Source organism: Halotolerantifilum yawarlongkerapense, from assembly GCF_054506745.1.
The window spans coordinates 1,050,832-1,072,128 of record NZ_CP199719.1 but is presented as its reverse complement, the minus strand read 5'-3'; the positions used below and the strand labels follow the sequence as shown (position 1 = coordinate 1,072,128).

The 21,297-nt window shown below is 51.3% G+C and carries 23 protein-coding genes; 13 read left to right on the top strand and 10 right to left on the bottom strand.

What is annotated here, in order from left to right:
• Positions 1–333 precede the first annotated feature (333 nt).
• Entirely contained in the window at positions 334–1,485 is a 1,152-nt protein-coding gene (locus tag ACULM0_RS05225; protein WP_463679390.1) for an iron-containing alcohol dehydrogenase, read from the top strand.
• A 56-nt stretch (positions 1,486–1,541) separates the two neighbouring features.
• On the opposite strand, the gene hydG is transcribed toward ACULM0_RS05225, so the two are convergent.
• From hydG to ACULM0_RS05210, 3 genes are read right to left on the bottom strand one after another with little or no spacing between them, the layout of a single operon-like run.
• Positions 1,542–2,921 carry a [FeFe] hydrogenase H-cluster radical SAM maturase HydG gene (gene hydG, locus ACULM0_RS05220; protein ID WP_463679389.1) on the bottom strand — a complete coding sequence of 460 codons (1,380 nt, stop codon included), beginning with the start codon at positions 2,919–2,921 and terminating at the stop codon, positions 1,542–1,544.
• A complete protein-coding gene (hydE, locus tag ACULM0_RS05215; RefSeq protein WP_463679855.1) occupies positions 2,905–3,966 on the bottom strand; it encodes a [FeFe] hydrogenase H-cluster radical SAM maturase HydE in 1,062 nt (353 codons plus the stop codon). Before hydE ends, hydG begins: the two co-directional genes overlap by 17 nt.
• A gap of 8 nt (positions 3,967–3,974) precedes the next feature.
• Positions 3,975–4,235 carry a TM1266 family iron-only hydrogenase system putative regulator gene (locus ACULM0_RS05210; protein WP_463679388.1) on the bottom strand — a complete coding sequence of 87 codons (261 nt, stop codon included), beginning with the start codon at positions 4,233–4,235 and terminating at the stop codon, positions 3,975–3,977.
• A 312-nt stretch (positions 4,236–4,547) separates the two neighbouring features.
• Here ACULM0_RS05210 and ACULM0_RS05205 point away from each other — a divergent pair, with 312 nt between their 5' ends.
• From ACULM0_RS05205 to ACULM0_RS05180, 6 genes are all read left to right on the top strand, one after another.
• Positions 4,548–5,087 (top strand): biotin transporter BioY, encoded by a 540-nt coding sequence (locus tag ACULM0_RS05205; RefSeq protein WP_463679387.1) that lies wholly within the window; start codon positions 4,548–4,550, stop codon positions 5,085–5,087.
• Between the two features lie 63 nt (positions 5,088–5,150).
• Positions 5,151–5,675: an isopentenyl-diphosphate Delta-isomerase gene (idi, locus tag ACULM0_RS05200; protein WP_463679386.1), complete on the top strand. Its 525-nt coding sequence runs from the start codon at positions 5,151–5,153 to the stop codon at positions 5,673–5,675.
• Positions 5,672–6,583, top strand: coding sequence for a hypothetical protein (locus ACULM0_RS05195; RefSeq protein WP_463679385.1), 912 nt, complete (start codon positions 5,672–5,674; stop codon positions 6,581–6,583). Before idi ends, ACULM0_RS05195 begins: the two co-directional genes overlap by 4 nt.
• A gap of 82 nt (positions 6,584–6,665) precedes the next feature.
• Entirely contained in the window at positions 6,666–7,016 is a 351-nt protein-coding gene (locus ACULM0_RS05190) for a single-stranded DNA-binding protein (protein ID WP_463679384.1), read from the top strand.
• Between the two features lie 122 nt (positions 7,017–7,138).
• Positions 7,139–7,948, top strand: a complete 810-nt coding sequence (locus ACULM0_RS05185; RefSeq protein WP_463679383.1) for a histidinol-phosphatase HisJ family protein — start codon at positions 7,139–7,141, stop codon at positions 7,946–7,948.
• 11 nt (positions 7,949–7,959) lie between these two features.
• Positions 7,960–8,625 carry a M15 family metallopeptidase gene (locus tag ACULM0_RS05180; protein WP_463679382.1) on the top strand — a complete coding sequence of 222 codons (666 nt, stop codon included), beginning with the start codon at positions 7,960–7,962 and terminating at the stop codon, positions 8,623–8,625.
• Here ACULM0_RS05180 and ACULM0_RS05175 read toward each other — a convergent pair.
• A complete protein-coding gene (locus tag ACULM0_RS05175) occupies positions 8,595–9,080 on the bottom strand; it encodes an RNA polymerase sigma factor (RefSeq protein WP_463679381.1) in 486 nt (161 codons plus the stop codon). The two genes, ACULM0_RS05180 and ACULM0_RS05175, sit on opposite strands and share 31 nt — an antisense overlap.
• A gap of 127 nt (positions 9,081–9,207) precedes the next feature.
• The gene (locus ACULM0_RS05170) at positions 9,208–9,393 is read right to left on the bottom strand and encodes a DUF1858 domain-containing protein (RefSeq protein WP_463679380.1); all 186 of its coding nucleotides are present in this window, start codon (positions 9,391–9,393) and stop codon (positions 9,208–9,210) included.
• A gap of 172 nt (positions 9,394–9,565) precedes the next feature.
• Between ACULM0_RS05170 and ACULM0_RS05165 the strand changes: the two genes are divergently transcribed.
• The 6 genes from ACULM0_RS05165 (at position 9,566) to ACULM0_RS05140 (ending at position 16,324) form a co-directional block, all read left to right on the top strand.
• On the top strand, positions 9,566–10,603 hold the full coding sequence (locus ACULM0_RS05165; protein ID WP_463679379.1) for an HD-GYP domain-containing protein: 1,038 nt from the start codon (positions 9,566–9,568) through the stop codon (positions 10,601–10,603).
• Between the two features lie 95 nt (positions 10,604–10,698).
• Positions 10,699–11,781: a pyruvate dehydrogenase (acetyl-transferring) E1 component subunit alpha gene (gene pdhA, locus ACULM0_RS05160; protein WP_463679378.1), complete on the top strand. Its 1,083-nt coding sequence runs from the start codon at positions 10,699–10,701 to the stop codon at positions 11,779–11,781.
• Complete coding sequence (locus tag ACULM0_RS05155; RefSeq protein WP_463679377.1) at positions 11,782–12,759, top strand: alpha-ketoacid dehydrogenase subunit beta; 978 nt, start codon at positions 11,782–11,784, stop codon at positions 12,757–12,759. It abuts the gene before it with no gap.
• 13 nt (positions 12,760–12,772) lie between these two features.
• Positions 12,773–14,146, top strand: a complete 1,374-nt coding sequence (locus tag ACULM0_RS05150; protein WP_463679376.1) for a dihydrolipoamide acetyltransferase family protein — start codon at positions 12,773–12,775, stop codon at positions 14,144–14,146.
• Between the two features lie 26 nt (positions 14,147–14,172).
• On the top strand, positions 14,173–15,564 hold the full coding sequence (gene lpdA / locus ACULM0_RS05145; RefSeq protein WP_463679375.1) for a dihydrolipoyl dehydrogenase: 1,392 nt from the start codon (positions 14,173–14,175) through the stop codon (positions 15,562–15,564).
• Between the two features lie 58 nt (positions 15,565–15,622).
• A complete protein-coding gene (locus tag ACULM0_RS05140) occupies positions 15,623–16,324 on the top strand; it encodes a response regulator (protein WP_463679374.1) in 702 nt (233 codons plus the stop codon).
• Positions 16,325–16,338: 14 nt separating this feature from the next.
• On the opposite strand, the gene ACULM0_RS05135 is transcribed toward ACULM0_RS05140, so the two are convergent.
• From ACULM0_RS05135 to ACULM0_RS05115, 5 genes are read right to left on the bottom strand one after another with little or no spacing between them, the layout of a single operon-like run.
• Positions 16,339–17,559, bottom strand: coding sequence for an aspartate kinase (locus tag ACULM0_RS05135; RefSeq protein WP_463679373.1), 1,221 nt, complete (start codon positions 17,557–17,559; stop codon positions 16,339–16,341).
• Positions 17,559–18,428, bottom strand: coding sequence for a homoserine kinase (gene thrB / locus ACULM0_RS05130; protein WP_463679372.1), 870 nt, complete (start codon positions 18,426–18,428; stop codon positions 17,559–17,561). The genes ACULM0_RS05135 and thrB overlap by 1 nt, the downstream gene beginning before the upstream one ends.
• On the bottom strand, positions 18,425–19,483 hold the full coding sequence (gene thrC / locus ACULM0_RS05125) for a threonine synthase (RefSeq protein WP_463679371.1): 1,059 nt from the start codon (positions 19,481–19,483) through the stop codon (positions 18,425–18,427). Before thrC ends, thrB begins: the two co-directional genes overlap by 4 nt.
• Entirely contained in the window at positions 19,476–20,720 is a 1,245-nt protein-coding gene (locus ACULM0_RS05120) for a homoserine dehydrogenase (protein ID WP_463679370.1), read from the bottom strand. Before ACULM0_RS05120 ends, thrC begins: the two co-directional genes overlap by 8 nt.
• A gap of 12 nt (positions 20,721–20,732) precedes the next feature.
• On the bottom strand, positions 20,733–21,173 hold the full coding sequence (locus tag ACULM0_RS05115; protein ID WP_463679369.1) for an ACT domain-containing protein: 441 nt from the start codon (positions 21,171–21,173) through the stop codon (positions 20,733–20,735).
• Positions 21,174–21,297: the final 124 nt, after the last annotated feature.

Sequence of the window (21,297 nt, the reverse complement as noted above, 5' to 3'; positions counted from 1 at the left end):
CTGTAAGAGGCGCATTCTTAAGCGAATGCGCCTACTTAATTTCTGTGTGGGCTATTGAAGCTGATGCAATATGGAACGATGTTCCGTTTTAGACCAGGTATAACGTATCTGAATGTTCTGAAAAAGAACAGACTATCTTTGAACCATTCAAACAATCGTGCAAATAGAACCGATGAAAAAGTCGGCATCATATTTGCACTATAGGAGGGTGAGGTAAAAAAGAAAGAGGAAATGGAGGTGCATTCAACCGAGGGGCTTTGATCGCAAATCGCCGTGTGTCGAATGGAAGATGAAAAACTACAGAGAGAAACGAAAAGACTGGGAGGTCATGTTATGTCAATGAGCGCTTATTTTATTCCTACAATGAACTTATTGGGTGCAGGTACAGTGAACCAGGTGGGCGAAAAAGTAAAAACCCTTGGTGGGAAAAAAGTACTGATCGTGACAGATGCCGGGCTCGTGAAAATGGGTATGGCGGACAAAGTCAAGGGTATCATCGAAGCGGCAGGTATCGAAGCGTATGTATTCGGCGGGGCAGAGCCGAATCCAACGGATAAGAACGTAGATGCAGGTTTTGAAGCGTGGAAGGAACAAAGCTGTGACGCGATTGTATCACTCGGTGGCGGCTCCTCGCACGACTGTGCCAAGGGCGTCGGACTCCTCGCGGCCAACGGCGGCAAGATCCATGATTACGAAGGAATCGACCAGTCGACGAACGATATGGTTCCCTTTGTAGCTGTGAACACAACAGCAGGTACTGCATCCGAAATGACTCGCTTCTGCATCATCACGGATACGAGCCGCAAGGTCAAGATGGCGATTGTCGACTGGCGCGTGACCCCTAAGATCTCCATCAACGATCCCGAATTAATGGCCGGTATGCCTCCTGCGCTCACGGCAGCCACGGGCATGGATGCGTTGACTCACGCGGTGGAAGCCTATGTGTCCACAGCAGCCACACCACTGACCGATTCTGCAGCCTTAATGGCTATCGAACTCGTAGCACGATATCTTCCCGTGGCAGTAGCCAACGGTTCAGATATGGTGGCCAGAGAGAAAATGGCTTACGCTCAGTTCTTAGCAGGTATGGCGTTCAACAATGCGAGCTTAGGCTACGTTCACGCGATGGCTCATCAGCTCGGTGGATTCTATAATTTACCACACGGCGTGTGCAATGCGATCTTGTTGCCACACGTGCAACAGTTTAACCTGATCGGTTGTGCCGATAAGTTACAAGACGTAGCCATGGCCATGGGACAAAATATCGAGGGCATGAGCACCTTCGAAGCAGCTCAGTGTGCCATCGATGGTATCAAAAAGCTTTCTACAGCGATTGGTATCCCGGCCGGCTTGACAGATCTAAATGTTGAAGAAAAAGACTTTGAAGTGATGGCAAATAACGCGAAAGCTGATGCTTGCCAGTTGACCAACCCGAGAACAGCAACGCTCAAGGAAGTCATCGGCATCTTCAAGAACGCTATGTAGTTGAAAGATACTAGATAAAAAGGCCTGTCGAGCGTATTCGCTCGGCAGGCCTTTCTTTATAGGAACAGATCCCGTTCTCCAGCTTCGATCCGCTGGAGGTTCTCACGCGTCAGGTCGCGCACATCTTCGCGTTCAATGGTCTCGAGTGCTTCGTAGATAGTTTTTCGGCCCTTACGGGTGAGCTCCTCATCCCCATGGTCACAGATGAATTCCATGAAGGTCATGAGGGCATTCGGTTGACAGACATTTTGAATCTGTCCGGATTTGGCCAGGCGCATGAAGCGATCTCCCGTGCGGTTCGAACGGTAGCAGGCCGTGCAGTAGGATGGAATCAGGTCGGCGTCGAGCAGATCCTTGAGCACGGCAACGGGCTCGCGGTGATCAGCCACTTCAAACTGGCTGACGTCCCGTCCCGACTCAGCCTGTTCCTTATAGCCCCCCACACCCGTGCAGGAGCCCGCGCTGATTTGGGAGACACCGTAGTTAATGACTTCACGACGCATATCGATGGATTCTCGTGTGGACAGGATCAATCCCGTGAAGGGAACGGCTAGACGGATGATGGCCACGAGCTTTTTGAAATCGTCGTCATCGATCAGGTGGGGAAAATCTTCCAAGCTCATACCCTCTGCCTTTTTTAATCTTGGGACGCTGATGGTGTGAAAGCCCACACCGAATCGCTCTTCAAGATGAGCATTGTGCTGCATAAGGGCAAGAACTTCAAACTTGTAGTCGTAGAGGCCGAAGAGCACTCCGCCCCCCACGTCATCGATTCCGGCTTCCTGTGCACGGTCGAAGGCGGTCAGGTGATAATCGTAATCCCCTTTCAGCGAGCGGGGATGTACTGCTTCGTAGGTCGGTTTATGGTAGGTTTCTTGGAAGAGAATATAGGTTCCAATCCCTTTTTCTTTTAACTTCTTATAGTTCACCACCGTGGTGGCAGCAATATTCACATTGATCCGCCGAATCGTGTCGTTTTCATTCTCTGTTCCGTAAATTGTATCGATAGCTTCGAGCACGTAATCAATGGGGCAGTTCTTTGGGTCTTCGCCAGCCTCCAGGGCAATCCGCTTGTGCCCCATCTTCTCGAGTAGTTTCACCTCTTGCTCGATTTCCGCTTTCTGGAGCTTGCGTCTTTCGAAGTCATTGCACTGCTGATAACCACAGTAGGTGCAGTTGTTTACACAGTAGTTTGAAATATAAAGAGGTGCGAAGATGACCACGCGGTTGCCGTAGATACTTTGCTTGATCTCACCGGCCACCTGGAAGATCTCATCGAGCAGGGGGGTCTCTTCAACCTGAAGAAGTTTCGCGACCTCTAGTTCACTGAGACCTTCTTTCTTTCGGGCCTTATCTAGAATCGAACGGATTGCTTCTGTGGTCGGTTTTTTTGCCGCAATGAGAGTGTTTTCAATCTGATCATGCTTGATGAACATGTTGTTTCCTCCAATCATCGTAGTCACCTCTGCCGAGGTCTACAGTGAAACCAGCCCTATTGATCCGTCCTTCGATGCACTGGCGGCAGTGGGCTGCTTCGTCGCCAGTACAGATTTTATTCTCATAGAGTTCGTACTTCTCCCGCTGTGTCGTGGGGGAGAGATTTGGCATCACGACATTGGCCCCTGCGGCCAAAGCTTTCTCTCTCCCGAGCGGGTCGAGAGTACCAAGGGCTGTGGTGGCGGGTAATAGGGCCTTGGGTAAAAGCAAGCGGGTGAGGGCAACCATATCGAGCGTTCGCTCTAGGGATCCTCCCTCAGCATCTTTCAAGGGTGTCGCACTATGGGGTATGAAGGGACCGATGCCAATCATTTGGGGATCGAGTTCCTTGAGAAAGAGAAGATCCGTAGCCAGATCCTCTGGGGTTTGACCGGGTAGACCCACCATGAAACCGGCACCTACCTGATAGCCCAAATCCTTTAGATCGTGCAGAGCGGCTTTACGGTCGACAAGCGATCCATCGGGATGGAGCTGGCTGTAGAGCGTCTCGGAAGCCGTCTCATGACGGAGCAGGTAGCGATCGACACCGGCGTCGCGAAGCCCCTTGTATGAGGCGCGTGAACGTTCGCCGATCGATAGTGTAAGGGCCACCTCGGGGTAGGTGTCTTTGATCTTCCGGATCAGACTCTGTAGATGCTCATCCGTGTAATGAGGATCTTCGCCGCCCTGGAGGACGAAGGTTCTGTAACCCAAGCGATAACCCTGTTCACAGCAATCCAAAATTTCTTGATCGGATAGTCGGTACCGTGCGATCCCTTTTCTGTCGGCACTGATACCGCAGTAGAGGCACTGTCGCTTACAGATATTCGAGAACTCGATCAGGCCGCGCATATAGACGGTATCTCCATAATAGGCGTAGCGCTTTTGCAGGGCTTTCTCGTAGAGGTATGGACGAGTGTCCCGATCTAATGTCTCGATCAAGCGGGAGAGAAGATGGTGTTCTAAGGTGTCCCCCTTGTAGAGACGGTCGATCAAATGCTCTATGGTCTGGTTCATCGGTTCACCTCTCGTTTCGATATCGATGTTTTCACCGAGATACCCGGAATACCCCCGAGTTTACCAGTGAGACCGTTGATTTCGTCGAGTGATCCAGCGACCACCAGGGAAACCACTGACAGGTGGTCGTCATGAAAGGGAAGTCCCATGCGTCCGTAGATCAGGTGTTGGTATTGGGTGATGACTTGATTGAACCGTCCGTGTTGCTCTCTGGGGTCCTCCAAGATGGCCCCGATGACAGCTATGCGTTTCGACATCGTATCCTTCTCCTTTATCAGAATAAAAAAAACTCCTCCCGGCGATCCGAGAAAAGTCCACGTCAAAAGTACCAGGCCTAAGCCTGATTGCATACTCATGCGTGACCCTTTCGTGATCAGCCGTAGCTTTTCAGTCAGGTGGCGCTCGATTGTCTCCAAACAAAGCAAGCAGGGGCTCACATCGGCTGGATTCGTTAAAAGTTTATCAGATGATGGCACTTAGCACAAGAGAAATTTGGTTAACGTTATTTTTTTTGTGGTTGACAGACCGCGCGATAATGGTTAACATGTTTTTGGAGGTGGTTGACTATTATGAACAGAACGAAAGAGATGATCCTGTCGGGTCTTTTCGCATCATTAATTGCAATCTTAAGCTTGATCTCGATACCCTTACCTTTTAGCCAGGTACCTGTGACCTTGCAAACCCTTGGCGTGATGCTAGCGGCGCTCCTACTGACGCCGCGGGGAACGGCCGGAGCTTTGGGCGTCTACCTATTGTTGGGCGCGATCGGCTTACCTATCTTCGCGGGCGGTACCGGCGGGATCGGTGTGCTGATGGGCCCCACCGGCGGATATCTCCTGGGTTTTCTTCTTGGGGGCGTTGGATTGAGCCTGCTGAAGGAAGAAGTGAACGCTCTTTGGGCGATAGGACTCGGGACCTTTGTCTTTGGTATCGTTGTGGTGAATCTGATCGGTTCGGTATGGCTGATGTGGATGCTGGGGATTGATTATCCGCAGGCCCTTACCATTGGTGTATTGCCCTTCATCCCTGGCGATCTCTTTAAGCTGGTCGTGGCAGTTCTCTTGTACCAACAGCTTTCATCGAGAATCAATCAGATCCTGAGCGTCTGAAGCTTGTCCCGGTCCCCCCCTTCTTGGTATAATGGCTTAAATGCTAAGAAGGATGGAGGGGTGATGATGACACATGTAGTCTTGGTCGATGAGCAGGACCGTAGCGTGGGGTTGATGGAGAAAATCCGGGCACACCGCGAGGGGCGTTGGCACAGTGCCATCAGTGTGCTCGTATTAGATGGCGAGGGACGAATGCTCTTGCAACAACGTGCGGCCGATAAATACCATGCGCCGCTCAAGTGGGCCAACGCCTGTTGTACGCATCCCAATCCCGGGGAGACCCATCGGGAGGCAGCACTCCGAAGACTCCAGGAGGAATTAGGCATCCTTCTACCCATTGAAGAGGCCTTTGTCTTCATCTACGAAGCCGAGCTCGAAGGTGGTCTGATCGAACGAGAGATCGATCATGTGTTTATCGCCCGAGCGAAGAGCGAAGAGGTTCCCTTTTGCAGACAGGAGGTCCATGCAATCCGCTGGGTTGATCTCACCGACCTCCAGGAGGAAGTGAAAAGGGATCCCAATCGTTTTGCCCCCTGGTTCCTTCTGATGATGCAGCGAACCGAATGGACAGAAGGTGAGCTGTGGTGAGAAGAAACCTAGGTCTGGCGCTTATACTCCTCCTGTTCCTGCTTACAGCTTGTCAATCGGAGGAGCCACCGAAACCAGTATCGTCTCCCCCGAACATGAAAGCGTCGGGATCGGAAACGGAGATTCTCAATCGATTTCAAGAGATGTCTGTGTCGGGGAGTGAACCGCACGAGTTAAAAGCCTACATTGATGAGCATATTGAAAACCTGACCCCGTTGGAGGCAGAAGTGATGGTGGATGGTCTGATCGACGTCGTCCACCGTTATGAGGAACCCTATGGAAGAGCCTTCCAAGACCTCGGTTACGATGAGAGAGTAGTGAGTAGCGACGCGCTTGATGAAAATGGGCGTATCACCTACGACTCCTTGGGTCCTGGATTTGTAGAGGGTTTTCTCCACAAAACAATCGACACATTCTACCAGTTACGCTGGGAAGAGCAGGATCTCGTCCTCGTGACGGATTTCCGCGTCTTCAAGGTCTACACGCCGTACGTAACTCCTTACATGAAAGACTACATCGAGATCATGTCGCAAGAACGGGCGAATCCGAGTGCTGTTGAAGGCCTTCTTTCGGTCGATCGTGAATCCCTGTGGAAACGCATTCGATCCACCGAGGTATTCTTACAGACGCATCCGGGGAAGAGACGATCGGACGAGATCCGTTCGCTTTACGAAAGCTACGGCAGATTATTCTTATACGGCGCCACTTCTGCTGAAATTCACAGTGGGGTGGTCACTGATGAACAGCGCGGATTTTACAGGAGGCTCTCCCAGCAACAGCTGGATAGTGCGCTCGCAAGTTACTTGGAAGGTTATCTCGCGGTCATAGATGAAAGTGACGGTCAAGTGACGGGTGATGTGATCTCGTATGCAGAAGAAATGATCGATCGGATCCTCCTACAGGAGTAAACGTGGCGCGCCACGTTTTCTTTTTGACTTTATATGGTAATTAATGTATAATTTACATATAAAGGAAATTAAGGAGGTAATCATGAACCAAGTAGCGTTGATCGGTCGGTTGACCAAAGACCCTGAACTGTTCAAGACAGAAGGTGGTAAGATGTACTCCCGATTCAACATCGCCATCGATCGCAGAGGACCCGAGGGGGAACGAGAGGCGGACTTCCCGAGGATCGTCGTCTGGGGCAAGCAAGCGGAGAACTGTGTGACTTATCTCGGTAAGGGTAGATTGGTCGCGATCTCAGGTAGGATCTCCACAGGACAGTACGATCATCCCGATGGGCACCGTGTCTTTGTCACAGAAGTGAATGCCCGGTATGTAGAGTTTTTGGATTTCAAAGAATCGGAGTCAACAGAGATCGATGAAGCACTACCCTTCTAACTCGCCTAGGCGAGTTTTTTCTATGGAAAAGACTGGCTGTTCTCTCTCCCCTTTGACCAAAGTTTTGTTATAATAAAGGGAAAGGGATAATCGCAAAATGCTATGCACAGAGGAGGCCAATCATGCGAATTGATCTGCACATTCATTCGAATTTTTCGTCAGATAGCGAGGAATCATTGGAGCGCATCCTACAATATGCGAAGGAGCACGGGGTGGAGGTAATCGGGATCACCGATCACATTGATTATGATTACCAGGATCCATCGATCTCCTTTCTCCTGGATCTGGAGGCCTACAATGAGAAGATGATGGCACTCAGGGATCAGGCGCAAGGTGTGCAAGTCTTGTATGGTATCGAAGCGGGCCTTCAGCCTCACATAGGTGAGGACCTGAGGAAGATGGTTGACCGCTATGATTTTGACTATGTGATGGGCTCCATGCACACGATCCAGAAAAAGGATCTGTATATTGGGACCTATTTCGAAGGAAAGTCACCGATGGAAGCGTGGGAGGGCTACTTCGAGGATCTGATCGCCAGCGTCCTGGCCTTCGATCGTTTCCAGTTCGTCGGACACCTCGATATTCTGAAACGGTACAATGAACCGGTGCGCGGTGTTTCTTACGAGGAGATTCGCCCCATGGTGCGGGAAGCCCTGCGCGTATTGATCGATCATCACATTGGCTTGGAAATCAACACATCGGGCCTGAGAGGTTCTTACGGTCTGAAGGATACGCTACCGAGTCGTCAAGTTCTCTACGACTACAAGGAGCTGGGGGGGGAGATCTTAACGATCGGTTCGGACGCACATCGAGCGGAAGATGTGGGGGCAGGGTTTTCTCACGCCTCCGGGCTCCTACGCGAGATCGGCTTTGAACGGATCTACTACGCGCGCAAAAGGCGTTTGATTCCTGTCCCACTCACCCAGCGATGATCCTGTCGCTGATGGTGGCCACAGCCCTTTTCTTCAGCCCCGACGCTCAGGAGGAGCACCTGGGGCTTCAACAATCCCTACACGAGGTGAACCAACAGATTCGGAATGAGGGGTACGCTGTTTCCGCGATAGAGGATGGTGTCTTCGCCAACATGCTGGGGAGGAGCTATCATCCTACGATTCTGGATAATCGCTTCTCGCTCAGGTTGGTTACCGTTCCCTACGTGGACTTTCAGGGGATCGAGCAGCAGGGACAATTGATCGTCCACCGCGAGGTAGCAGAGGAGGTCGGCTTGATCTTCGCACGGCTCTACAGCATCCGTTTTCCCATCAGGAGAATCCATCGGGCCTGTTTTTATGATGGCGACGATCAGGAGCTGATGGCCCGTGACATCACCAGTGCGTTCAATCACAGGGTGATCGAGGGGACTTCTCGCTTGTCTCTCCATGCCCACGGGAGGGCTGTTGATCTCAACCCGTTGGAGAACCCTTATGTGCGAAGCGATTCCGTGCAACCGGCAGAGGGTGTACAGTACCTAGATCGCACGAAAGAAAAACAGGGCCTCCTCAAATGGGGAGACCCTGCAGTTGAAATTTTTATACGAAGCGGTTGGCGTTGGGGTGGGACGTTTCAATCGTCCAAAGACTACCAGCACTTCGATAGGGCACCAGAGTGAAGGATCGATTGTCGATGACGATACAGTTTGCTTTTTAAGGTGTGAGGGTTCATACCCAGTTGACCCGAGGATTCATACCAACTGAAGCCGTAGTAATAACGGAGGACGAAGCCCGAGTAGACGTTTTTGGACATGTGCTCCCTATGCTTGAGTATCTCTAAGTTCAAGTCGGTCCGGTAGTAGTTGAGGTCAAGGGTACCCGATAGGATCTCCGCTTCAGCGTGTTCGCGGGAGCGCTTGCGCAGTTGGTTGTAACACAGACTCTTTGCTATACGCATCAGATAGCTTCGGATTTTCGAATGATTTCTAAGCTTGTGATGGTATTTGAGTCCGCGCAGATACGTTTCCTGCACAAGGTCCTCCGCTAAGTGATGATCCCGCATGATGTGATGACAAGTTTGATAAAGAGTATGACGGAGTTCTGTGAATAGTAGTGTGTATGCATTGGTATCCATGACCACCTCCTGTAAAAAATTATAACAAATTTTCATTAAATTGTAAATATTCAGAAATAAAAAAAGTGAACTATTAATCATGCGAAAAGAAAAGAACCCTCCTTGGTGGAGAGTCCTTCATATCTTACTATGCTTGGTTTAACTCTTGGAGCAATTTTTCAAGATCGATTCCATGTACCATCGATGCTTGTTCTAGGCTTTCCATTTGTGATGCCGGGCATCCGATGCAACCCATACCGTTTTTCATGAGCACTTCTGCAGCCTCAGGTTTCGCCCTGAGAATCTCACTGATCAGTTGATCTTTCGTGATCAATTTCGCACCTCCTTAATTCCTAGTAATTCACTAGAGATTTCACATCTATCATAAAGGTTGCCGCGGGATTTGTCAACACGAAGGTGGATCTGTCGGAACGATGAAATGATTGTAATCTGATATTTCATTCTGTTCATGTTCGCGTTATAATGGAAGAAGGTGGTGATTACAGATGATAAGAGTATTTGTCGACCAGCTTGAAGAGGGAATGGTCGTGGCAAAGGATGTCCACGATCATCGGGATGTCGTCTTGGTCCCGGCCGGAACGGTCTTGACCCCCGATGTGATTGGGAAGATCAATGGCCAGACCCTTTATTATATTTATATCGATGTACCGAATACGACGGAACAATCGATTCAGCTCGAACGCGACATACTCGAGGGGAGTATGAAGGCTTCTATCAATAGTTTCAAGTCGATCTACAAGAACTTGAAAGAAGGTAAGCGTCAGATTCGTGATGAGGTAGAAGTCGCCATTGAACCGATCATCCAGTTGATCGAGAAGAATTATGACCTGGCGAAAAAACTTTGGGAGATCGAGGTGACCGATGCGTACACCTTCGATCATTCTGTACGCGTATGCCTCATGAGCGCTCTGATCGGGAAGTGGATGAATCTTTCCAAGGAGAGAATCCACGATGTGGCGATCGCCGGTCTGTTGCACGATACGGGAAAGTGTCGTGTGCCCGAGGGCATTCTCAATAAGCCTGGCAAACTGACACCTGAGGAGTACGAACTAATGAAAGGACATCCCGAGGCCGGGTTAAAGATCCTTTCGGAAGTACCTGGCATCTCCCCCTTGGTCCTGAAAGGTGTGTACGAACACCATGAACGGATCGATGGAACGGGGTATCCCAGGGGACTGACCAACAGCAACATCTCTATGGTGGCGAAGATCATAGCTATTGCCGATGTGTACAGTGCGATGACCACCGATCGGGTCTACCGCATCAAGTCAAGTCCCTTTGAAGCAGCGGAGGCTATGATGGACCAGCTGTTCACCGGTCTCGACCCGCTCTTATCCAGGAAATTCTTATCGCGACTCAGTCAGTTTTACGTTGGCAGTCACGTGCTGCTTAACGATGGTCGCGTCGCACGTGTGGTGATGAACAACAAGTATACACCGTCCAAGCCATTGGTCCTCGCGGGAGATGATTTTATCGACCTTGCGACCACAGATCAAGTGGCCATCGCGTCAATCGTGTTCTAAGGCATCCTTCGGGATGCCTTTCTTAATTTAAAATATGAAAACGATTATCATAAATTGGGCTAGGGTATATACATTTTGAAAGGAGGTTCGATCTGATGTATTTTGAAAAACATGAACCATCGAAAGATAAGCGACTGGAAATGCTCGATGAGAACGGCCGACTACTCGAGGGTATCACGATTCCCGAGGTGTCGGAGGAAGAACTTTTACACCTGTATAAGCTGATGCTAAAAACACGGGTGATGGATACGAAAGCATTACAATACCAGCGTCAGGGTCGAATGCTGACCTACGCGCCGAACTTAGGTCAAGAGGCGAGCCAGGTGGGTTCGATCGCGGCCACTGGAGAAGAAGATTGGATGGTAAGCGCCTTTAGAGAACTGGGCGCCTGGTTTTACAAAGGTGTTCCCATGGAAAAAATACTACTCTACTGGTACGGCAACGAGGCAGGCATGCATATGCCTGATGATGTAAAGGTGCTACCGGTAAGTGTACCGATTGCATCTCAGTTACAGCATGCGGTAGGAGTAGCCTACGCTTCTGTTTACCGGGGTCTCGACGAGGTGACCATGGCCTATGTGGGCGATGGTGGTACGAGTCAAGGTGATTTCCACGAAGCGCTGAATCACGCAGCTGTCCTCAAGGCGCCAGTTGTCTTCATCATTCAGAATAACCAATATGCAATTAGTATGCCTCGAAAGAAACAGACGACTAGTCCGACTTTGGCCGAGAAAGCCAAAGCCTATGGAATGCCGGGTATCCAGGTGGATGGCAACGACCTGTTTGCCGTGCTGGCGGCTTCGCGAGAAGCGGTCGAACGTGCGCGTGCAGGAGAAGGTCCATCGCTCATCGAGTGCGAAACCTATCGACTGGGTGCACACACGACTTCCGATGATCCTAAGAAATATCGCGAGGAAGAAGAAGTCGAGGAGTGGAAGAAAAAAGACCCGCTCCTACGTATGAAACGATACCTCATTGATCAAGAGCTTTGGTCTGAAGAGCAGGAAGAAGAGCAGAACGAGGCCTTCGCCGCTGAAGTGAAGGAAGTTTTCAAACGCGTAGAAGATTCGGGCCTTGTACCGCTCGAAGATGTTTTTGATTATCAGTACCATGAGAGACCGCCTCATCTGGAGGCGCAGTACCAAGAGAAGAAAAAAGCTCTTGAGGAGGTGGAGTAAATGCTCACGACCATGATCGGAGCGATTAATCTGGCGATGGACGAGATGATGGCTGAGGATGAGAATGTAGTTGTCTTCGGAGAAGACGTCGGTTATGAAGGCGGCGTTTTTCGTGCGACAGCAGGACTGCAGGAGAAGTACGGTGAGAAACGTTGCTTCGACACGGTACTTGCGGAGAGTGCGATTGTTGGCAGTGCACTGGGCATGGCGATCAACGGACTCAGGCCCGTGGCGGAGATTCAGTTTTCGGGCTTTATGTTCCCTGCCTATAATCAAATTGCTGCACACGTGGCGCGTATGCGGAATAGAAGTCGGGGTCGTTTCACGGTACCCATGGTCATCCGAATGCCTTATGGCGCCGGTGTGCGCGCGCTCGAGCACCACTCAGAGAGCCAAGAAGTGCTCTTTGCCCATTTGCCGGGACTAAAGGTGGTTATTCCGTCAACACCCTATGATGCCAAGGGCCTGCTTGCCGCGGCGATCCAATCGGAAGACCCCGTTATTTTCATGGAACCCAAACGCATTTATCGAGCGTTCAAGCAAGAGGTATCCGAAGGCATCTATACACTACCCATTGGCAAAGCGCGCATGGTGAAATCAGGAAAAGACCTCACTGTGGTCAGCTGGGGGGCCATGGTACGCGACGTGGAAAAAGCAGTGGCCACCGTGGAGGAGAAGACCGATGCCAGCATCGAAGTGATTGATCTGAGGACCATCTCACCGATCGATCGAGAAACGATCATTCAGTCGGTACAGAAGACGGGCCGATTTATGGTTGTCCATGAAGCCGCTAAGAGCTTCGGCCCTGGCGCCGAACTGATGGCCATTGTCAATGAAGGTGCATTCCTCTATTTAGAAGCACCGCCCACACGGATTACAGGGCTTGACACGATCGTCCCGCTTCCCAAGGGAGAACACCATTACCTACCGGATCCCGAGGAAATCGCCGATCGAATGACGAAGCTACTTCAGTATTAGGAGGGATGAACCCATGGTAGAAGTTAAATTCGCTGATATTGGCGAGGGCATACACGAAGGCGTTCTCTATGAGTGGCGGGTGAGCGAAGGCGATGAAGTGAAGGATGGGGATACGCTGTTCTTAGTCGAGACGGATAAGGTAACGGCCGAGATTCCATCTCCCACGGACGGAAAAGTAGCTCACCTGGCCTTTCAAAAGGGCGACACGATTCACGTCGGTGATGTGGTCCTGACGATCGACGATGGGGAGGAAGAAAAGAAAACTGCTGACACCCAGGAAGAATCCTCTGAAGACAAAGAGCCCTCCTCTAAGACGCAAGAGGAATCATCTGAGACAGAGGAGCTGTCTGACCAAGACAATAAGAAATCTTCCGGTAGCAGGAAGGAGTCAGTGAGTGAAGATGAATCCACGAGTGTCGTTGGCGAACTGGATGTTTCTGATGATGTCATCGCTTCGAGCGATGAAGGCCAAGAAAAACCCCCGGAGAAACAGGAAGAGAGAAAACGTGTGCTGGCGACACCGGTGGCAAGGAAAATGGCAAAGGACCTCGGTGTGGATATCCATGAGGTCAAAGGAACCGGACCGGCAGGACGCGTGATGAAGGCGGATATCCGACAGGCTGCACAGGCTAGCGAGAAAGAAGAAAAGCAAGAGAAGCAAACCTCTACCAAGACGCAGGAAGTCTCTGTGGAGGCGGAGAGTCGTCCCATGAGTATGCTGCGGAAAACCGTTGCACGTACAATGGTGCAATCGAAGAGTGAGATTCCACATGCGGCGGCTATGGATGAGTTTGACGTTACAGAACTAGTTGCTTTTAAGAAGGCGAACGAAGAGCGAGCGGAAGAGGCGGGAATTCACCTGACCTATCTCCCCTTGATCATACGGGCGCTCGTGCTAGCACTCAAGGAACACCCTGTGCTAAATGCCAGTATCGATGAATCCGGCGAGGCGATTCTGATGAAGAAAGAACGTCATATCGGCTTGGCCGTTGATACACCGGAGGGGCTCATCGTGCCTGTCATCCGTGAGGCAGACCACCTGGGTGTGCTCGGACTCGCAGGGGAAATCCAACGACTTTCCGCGGCGGCGAGAGAGAAGAAGTTAAAACTAGAGGACCTGAAGGGCGGCACCTTTTCTGTGACCAACTACGGTGCTGTCGGGGCAAAATTTGGCGTTCCCATCATCAAACCACCTGAGGTGGCAATCTTGGGTGTCGGTCTCATTGAGAAACAAGCGGTGGTCCGTAATGACGAGATTGTGATCCGATCCATCCTTCCCATTTCTCTGGCCTTTGACCACCGGGTAATCGATGGCGGCGATGCAGGTCGCTTTCTGCAGACGCTAAAGGCGTATCTAGAATCCCCGGAAAGGATGCTATTGTATTAAATTGAAGCAGGAGGAGGACGATCCATTTGAAAACATACGATATTGCGATCATCGGTGGTGGACCGGGTGGTTATGTGGCCGCGATCAAAGCGGCACAACTTGGCGCCAAGGTGGCACTCTTTGAGAGAGATGCTATCGGTGGTGTCTGTTTGAACGTCGGTTGTATTCCCACCAAAACGCTACTGAACACGGCGAAAATCTACCAGCAGATCCAAAACGCCAGTACCTTCGGTATCGATCTCGGTTCGGTGGATACGATGAAGATCGATTGGCCCGGTTTGATGTCGCGTAAGGAAAAAGTGGTACGCAAACTCGTGAAAGGCGTCGAACAATTGCTGAAAAAAAACCAGGTGGATGTGTACCCCTATGAGGCTAAGGTAGTATCGAAAAACAAAATCCAGTACGCTGAAGGTGAGATTGCCTGCGAATCGTTGATTATCGCCACCGGGTCTTCCAATGCCTTCCCACCGATAGACGGTTTGAAAGAAGCCAGGGAGTCCGGAAATCTACTGGATTCCACGGGTATCCTCTCCATCGATGGGGTCCCGGAATCGCTGGTGATCTTGGGCGGTGGATTCATCGCGGTGGAGTTCGCCACGTTTTTCTCCAGTATCGGGACGACGGTGACGATGCTCCAGCGGTCCGATCAGATTCTAACGGGCCAGGATCAAGACGTGCGGGATACCATACAGAAACATCTGAAAAAAACTGGGGTCAACATCCGAACGGGAACAGAGATCATCAAGATTGACGGCCCTAGCGTGCAGTACCGTGATGCAAAGGGAGAAAAAGAAATCGAGGGGACGTATATTCTGGCTAGTCTCGGCAGACGCCCGAATCTCTCGGGAATAGAGTCCCTCTCCCTAGAGTTGAACAAGAAAGGCATTCGTGTGGATGAGCATATGCGTACCTCTGTAGAGGGTGTCTACGCCATTGGGGATGTTGTCGGTGGTTATATGCTTGCCCACGTGGCATCTGCCGAGGGAATCGTGGCCGTTGAGAATATTATGGGTGCGTCTAAAACGATCGATTACGGGAAAGTACCCTCTTGCATCTATTCCTTCCCCGAGGTGGGGATGGTGGGTCTCACAGAAGAACAGGCGCGTGAACAGTTCGATGAGGTTATCGTATCGACCTTTCCCCTGGCGGCCAACGGAAAAGCATTGGCAGAAGGAGAGAGCACCGGATTCGTGAAGATCATTGCCGAAGCCGACTACGGCGAGGTGGTGGGAATTCACATCGTGGCATCTCATGCTACGGATATGATTGCCGAGGCGGTGGCGACGATGGAGCTCGAAGGAACGATTTATGACCTGGCCAAAGCCATTCACCCGCACCCCACGTTATCGGAAGTCGTTATGGAGGCTGCTCATGGGGCGGTCGATCAACCGATACACATTTACAAGCCCAAATCCTAAGGACCTCAATCATGAGGTCCTTTTTTTGGTATAATGAAGGTGACGAAGGGGGAATGGCATGGACACCAACAAGAAATTGTTATTGATCGAGGATGATGAACACATTCTCGAGCTGCTGAAGTATAATCTTGAGACGAGGCATTATGACATCCTTATCGCCAGGGATGGTGAGGAAGGGATTCGGATGGCTAGGGCTGAGAAACCGGACCTGATCATACTCGACCTAATGTTGCCGCGGGTCGATGGTTTGGATGTATGCCGGGTGATCCGTCGGGATGAACAGGTAGCAGACACACCGATTATCATGTTGACGGCTAAAGGTTCAGAGTTGGACAAGATCACGGGACTTGAGCTCGGGGCCGACGATTACATCACGAAGCCCTTTAGTATCAGGGAGCTGATGACGCGAATCAAGGTGGTGTTGCGACGCTATGAAAAAACTGCCGTCACGTCAGTGGAAGAGAAAAAACTTCAGATCGATCGGTTGGTCATGGATCTCGACAAGCACGAGGTGACCATCGAGGATGTACCGGTCCACCTGACGTTCAAGGAGTACGAACTGTTGCGTAAGTTGATGGAGAATCGAAACAAAGTGCTCGCTCGCGATCTACTATTGGATGAAATCTGGGGTTATGACTACTATGGTGATACGCGGACTGTGGACGTGCACATCCGTCATCTCAGGAGCAAGATCGGGGAAATGGCGGGATTGATTCAGACGGTACGCGGGGTGGGCTACAAAATGGTCAACACAAAATAAGGACCCGATCTGTCTTACGACGGATCGAGTCCCAAACGAAAGGATTCGTGGAGGGCGCTGAGGGCGCGTGAACCGGATTCTTTTTTGATGATACAAGAAATCTTTATTTGCGAGGTGCTGATCATCTCGATGTTGATTCCCTCTTGGTACAATGTTCCGAAGAAGAGGCTGGCAGCATCTGCATTTTTGCTGAGACCCGTTCCAACGATGGAGAGCTTCGTCACATCCTCTGCCACCAAGAGTGCTTCCGCTTGGACATCCGAAACGAAGGATTCTGAGACCTCTCTGGCTACCTGAAGATCATTACGATCTACAGTGAAGGAGATGTCGTTGTGCTGGTCATGATTCAGGTTCTGGATGATCATGTCCACCGTCACATTGCTTTTGGCCAGACGATCGAAGAGGTTGAAAGCGATACCAGGACGATCGGGGACTTTGACCACGGTGAGACGAGCGATATTATCATCGAGGGCGATCCCTCGAACCACTACACTTTCCATTTGATCGACCTCCTTGACCCAAGTGCCTTCACTCTGATCAAAAGAGGAGCGGACCACCAGGGGCATACTGTGGTTGCGCGCGAGTTCAACGCTTCTAGGATGCAACACCTGTGCACCGAGTTGTGCGAGCTCGAGCATCTCGTCGTAGGAGATTGTTTCGAGTTTGCGGGCCGCCGAAACTTTTCGGGGATCTGTGGTGTAAATGCCATCCACATCGGTGTAGATCTCACAGTAATCAGCCTGGAGTTGGACGGCCAGCGCTACGGCTGTTGTATCGGAGCCGCCTCGGCCTAGGGTCGTGATATCACCGCGTTCGTTGATTCCCTGAAAGCCGGCGACAATCACGACATCATGTACTTGGAGTTCGGACCGGAGGCGGTCGTCAACCACCGAACGGATACGGGCGTTCTTGTGGAAGCGGTCAGTCTGGATACCCGATTGGGCCCCGGTGAGCGAGAGGACGTTGAGCCCCAGGTGATGGATGGCCATGGCTAGAAAGGCAACGGACATCTGTTCACCCGTGGAGAGGAGCATATCCATCTCTCGCGATGGAGGATTAGGGTGAAGGGCATAGGCCGTTTCAATGAGATGGTCGGTTGTGTCCCCCATAGCAGAGACGACAGCGACCACCTTGTTGCCATCTGCAGCCGCCTGGGCAATCCGCTTGGCGACAGATTGGATGCGGTTGACATTAGCTACGGAGCTACCCCCGTACTTTTGTACAATGAGAGCCATCAGGAAATCACCTCCACCTGTGCGCCTGCACGATCGAGAGAAAGATGAGCGATCCGGATGGAAGAGGGAAGACCCTTTAGGGCAGGCTTCTTTTCACACCAAAGGATCACTGTAGGACCGGCACCTGAAAGAAAGGAACCGATGATGCCTTCGCCGTCAAGGTAAGGTTCCATCGCAGGGTAGGATGCGATCAGCGGTCGTCGGTACTGCTCGTGCAAGCGATCTTGCAGTCCTTCTGCAATCAGGTCGCTACGGTCTGCATATATCGCGGCGATCAAGAGTGCCAGCGAGGAGAGATTGGCAACCGCGTCCCCATAAGGCACTTGTTTGGGAAGGGCTTCTCGGGCGAGTTGGGTCGATAAGGGGGTAGAGGGGATCAGTGCAGTGAAGAGAAAGCGCTCGGAGAGCGGCAGTTTGAGATAATGTGTCTTCTCCGCATCCATGCGGCTGACTGTGCATCCACCGAGTAGACAGGGGGTCGTGTTGTCAGGATGCCCTTCAAAGGTGGCTGCGCGGTGGACCATTTCCGCTTCCGTCATCTGTGATCCGCTGAGTGCATCGGCGGCGAGGACCCCGAGGACGATGGCGGCAGCGCTTGAACCGAGTCCACGCGAAACGGGGATGTGTTGTTCTTTCATCGTGAGCTTGTATCCGAGGTGCGCATGGCCAAGCTGATCGAGCGTTTGATCCAGGGCAATCTTCACCAGGTTCTGATCGTCGGAGAGCATAGCATCATCTACCCAAATCACTTCTCGTGTGCTTGCCTTTTCGATTTCGATCCAGTTGTATAGATCGAGCGCAACACCCATGACATCGAAGCCAGGCCCTAAGTTTGCTGACGTTGCGGGGGCGCTGATCCGGTAGATCATTTGAGCAGCGCCTCAAGGTGATCGGCTATGGCCCGACGGTCTGTGGACATGTTGCGGATCTGACCGCCGAGGGCAACGGCCGTATCGGGATCTTTGAGTCCATTGCCCGTTAGCACTAGTACCACCTTTTGTCCCTCTTCGAATTTTCCCTCATCATAGGCCTTCAGTAATCCCGCAACGGTGATCGCTGAGGCCGGCTCAGCAAAGATGCCCTCACAGGAGGCGAGGATTTGATAACCCTCTAAGATTTTTTCGTCTGTGATCTTGTCGATAGCACCGCCGGATTCCTCGAGAGCGGCCGTAGCCAGTGGCCAGCTGGCGGGGTTGCCGATCCTGATAGCGGTTGCCACGGTTTCAGGGTGCGTGACAGGGGCACCATCGACGATCGGTGCAGCCCCGCTAGCCTGAAAGCCGAAGAGCTTCGGTTTTTTGGTAATGATCCCGGCCTCCTGATAAGCGTTGAAACCCTTCCAGTAGGCGGTGATATTCCCGGCGTTGCCCACAGGAATCACGAGGACGTCTGGTGCTTCCTCTAGATCATCACAGATCTCGAAGGCTGAGGTTTGCTGACCTTCGATGCGGTAGGGGTTGATTGAGTTGACTAGAGTCATGGGGAGCACATCAGATAGCTCTTTCACGATTTCGAGCGCTTCATCGAAGTTACCATCGATGCTGATGATCTCGGCGCCATAGGCGATGGCCTGGGCCATTTTACCCATGGCGATTTTCCCCTCTGGTATGATCACGATGGCTCGGATTCCTGCCTTTGCCGCGTAGGCTGCGGCGGAGGCAGAGGTGTTACCGGTGGAAGCACAGATAATCGCCTTCGAACCTTCTTCCACGGCTTTTGTCACCGCCATGGTCATGCCGCGATCCTTGAAAGATCCCGTAGGGTTGAGACCGTCGTATTTCAGGTATACCTCGAGACCGGGTACGCGCTCTTCAAGATGATGCGCACGAATCAGCGGCGTGTTTCCCTCGCTGAGACTGATGATGGGCGATTGCTCCTCGAGGGAGAGGAAGGGTCGGTATTTATGCAAGAGTCCTCTATACATCGATTGATTCCTCCTCTTCTAGTATGAGATAATGCGTGATATGATCTGTTGAGAAAATAGCCAGTTTGGATAGGAGTTGTTCTTCCACGATACCTTCGACGATCAGGGTCGTCGCGCCTTTTGCCAGGTCAGTCTCAATGGAGAGCGCACGATCTCCAAAGGCCTCGATCAATTTGACCGCACGATCGAGAGGCTCATCGGAGTGAATCCGCAGGTACCATTTGCTAGGCAGTGGATTGAGATTCGCGATCTGGTAGGTGCGATCCGTGAAGTAGAGGGGCTCGAGTTGCTTCGTGAGCATGAGGTCCACAAGGTCAGAAAAGATGGCGCTGCCTGTGGGATCTTTGCCGGCTCCTTTTCCATAGAAGAAGACATCACCCACGGCATCACCGCGGACCATAATGCCGTTGTTCTCGTTATCGATATGGCCGATCAGCGAATCGGCGGGGATAAACATGGGTTGAACGGTAGCGTAGATGCACTCATCTAGCAAACGTGCGTAGGCAATCAACTTGATGGTATACCCCATATCCTTGGCAGCCTGGATGTCCATTTTGGAAATATTACTGATGCCCTTTTTGCTAATCTGATCGAGTTCTACTTTTTTTATGAAGGCAATACGCGTGAGGATGGCGAGCTTCCGTGCCGCATCGGTACCCTCCACATCGCTCGATGGATCGGCCTCGGCGAAACCGAGTGATTGGGCTTTTGCCAAAACCGTTTCGAAGGGCAGACCCTCACAATCCATTTGACTGAGGATATAGTTCGATGTACCATTTAATATGGCTGTGATCCGGTCGATGCGATTACCGACGAGGCTTTCTTTAATGGGTTTGATCACGGGGATACCGCCACCGACAGCAGCCTCGTACTTGATGGTCACCTGGTTTTTTCGGGCGAGATTCAACAGTTCATCTCCATACTCTGCCATCATATCTTTGTTGGCCGTGATATAATGAATACCGGCGGATAGAATTTCGTGTGCATAGCGATAGGCTGATTCGATTCCGCCCATGGCTTCAATCACCACGTCGGGCTTCGCTTCCATGATTTCCTGGAAGTCTGTAGTGAAGAGAGAAGCATTTGGTTCCGCTTGATAGCGATCGATGTGTCTCACGAGGATTCGGACCACGTCGAGGGTGCGATCGTATTTGTATTGGATCAGTTCTTTCTTGCGAATCATCATTTCATAGGCTCCGCGACCGACGGTTCCGAAGCCTAACATAGCAATTCTCATGTGCATGTCCTCCTATTCTATGTTGATAAGCGTCAGTTGCTCGACACCATCGAGAGCTTTCATATCCTCGATCAGTGCATGTAGCGATATATCAAGGTTCGCGATATCAAAGGTCAACGACACGTTGGCCACATGATGAACAGGAGCATCTTGGGTGATGGTCAGGATATTGCCGTTGTGCTCTGCGATCATCGAAAGGATCTTCGAGAGTACGCCCGACTGGTGGAAGAGTTTGAAGTTTAATGTCGTGCGTTTGCCCAAGGGGCCTTCCCCAAGGGGAAAGACAAAATCGGCGTACTTGTAGTAGGTGCTTCTGGAGATGCCGACTTCTTTCACTGCCTCGGTGACGCTGGAGACTTTGTTTTGGTTCAGCATTTCCTTGGCATCAACGACCTTGAGAAACACCTCGGGAGCGACCTCGCGGTGTACGATGAGATAATGGCTCTTTTGCAAAGGGATAACCTCCTTTGTCCGCGACACACAAACAGATGTGTGTCAGAAAAAAACTTTCGTTCATTATAACATATCCGCTCGAGGCGGACAATAGTCAATCTGAGACGGTCAACTTGCCAAAATG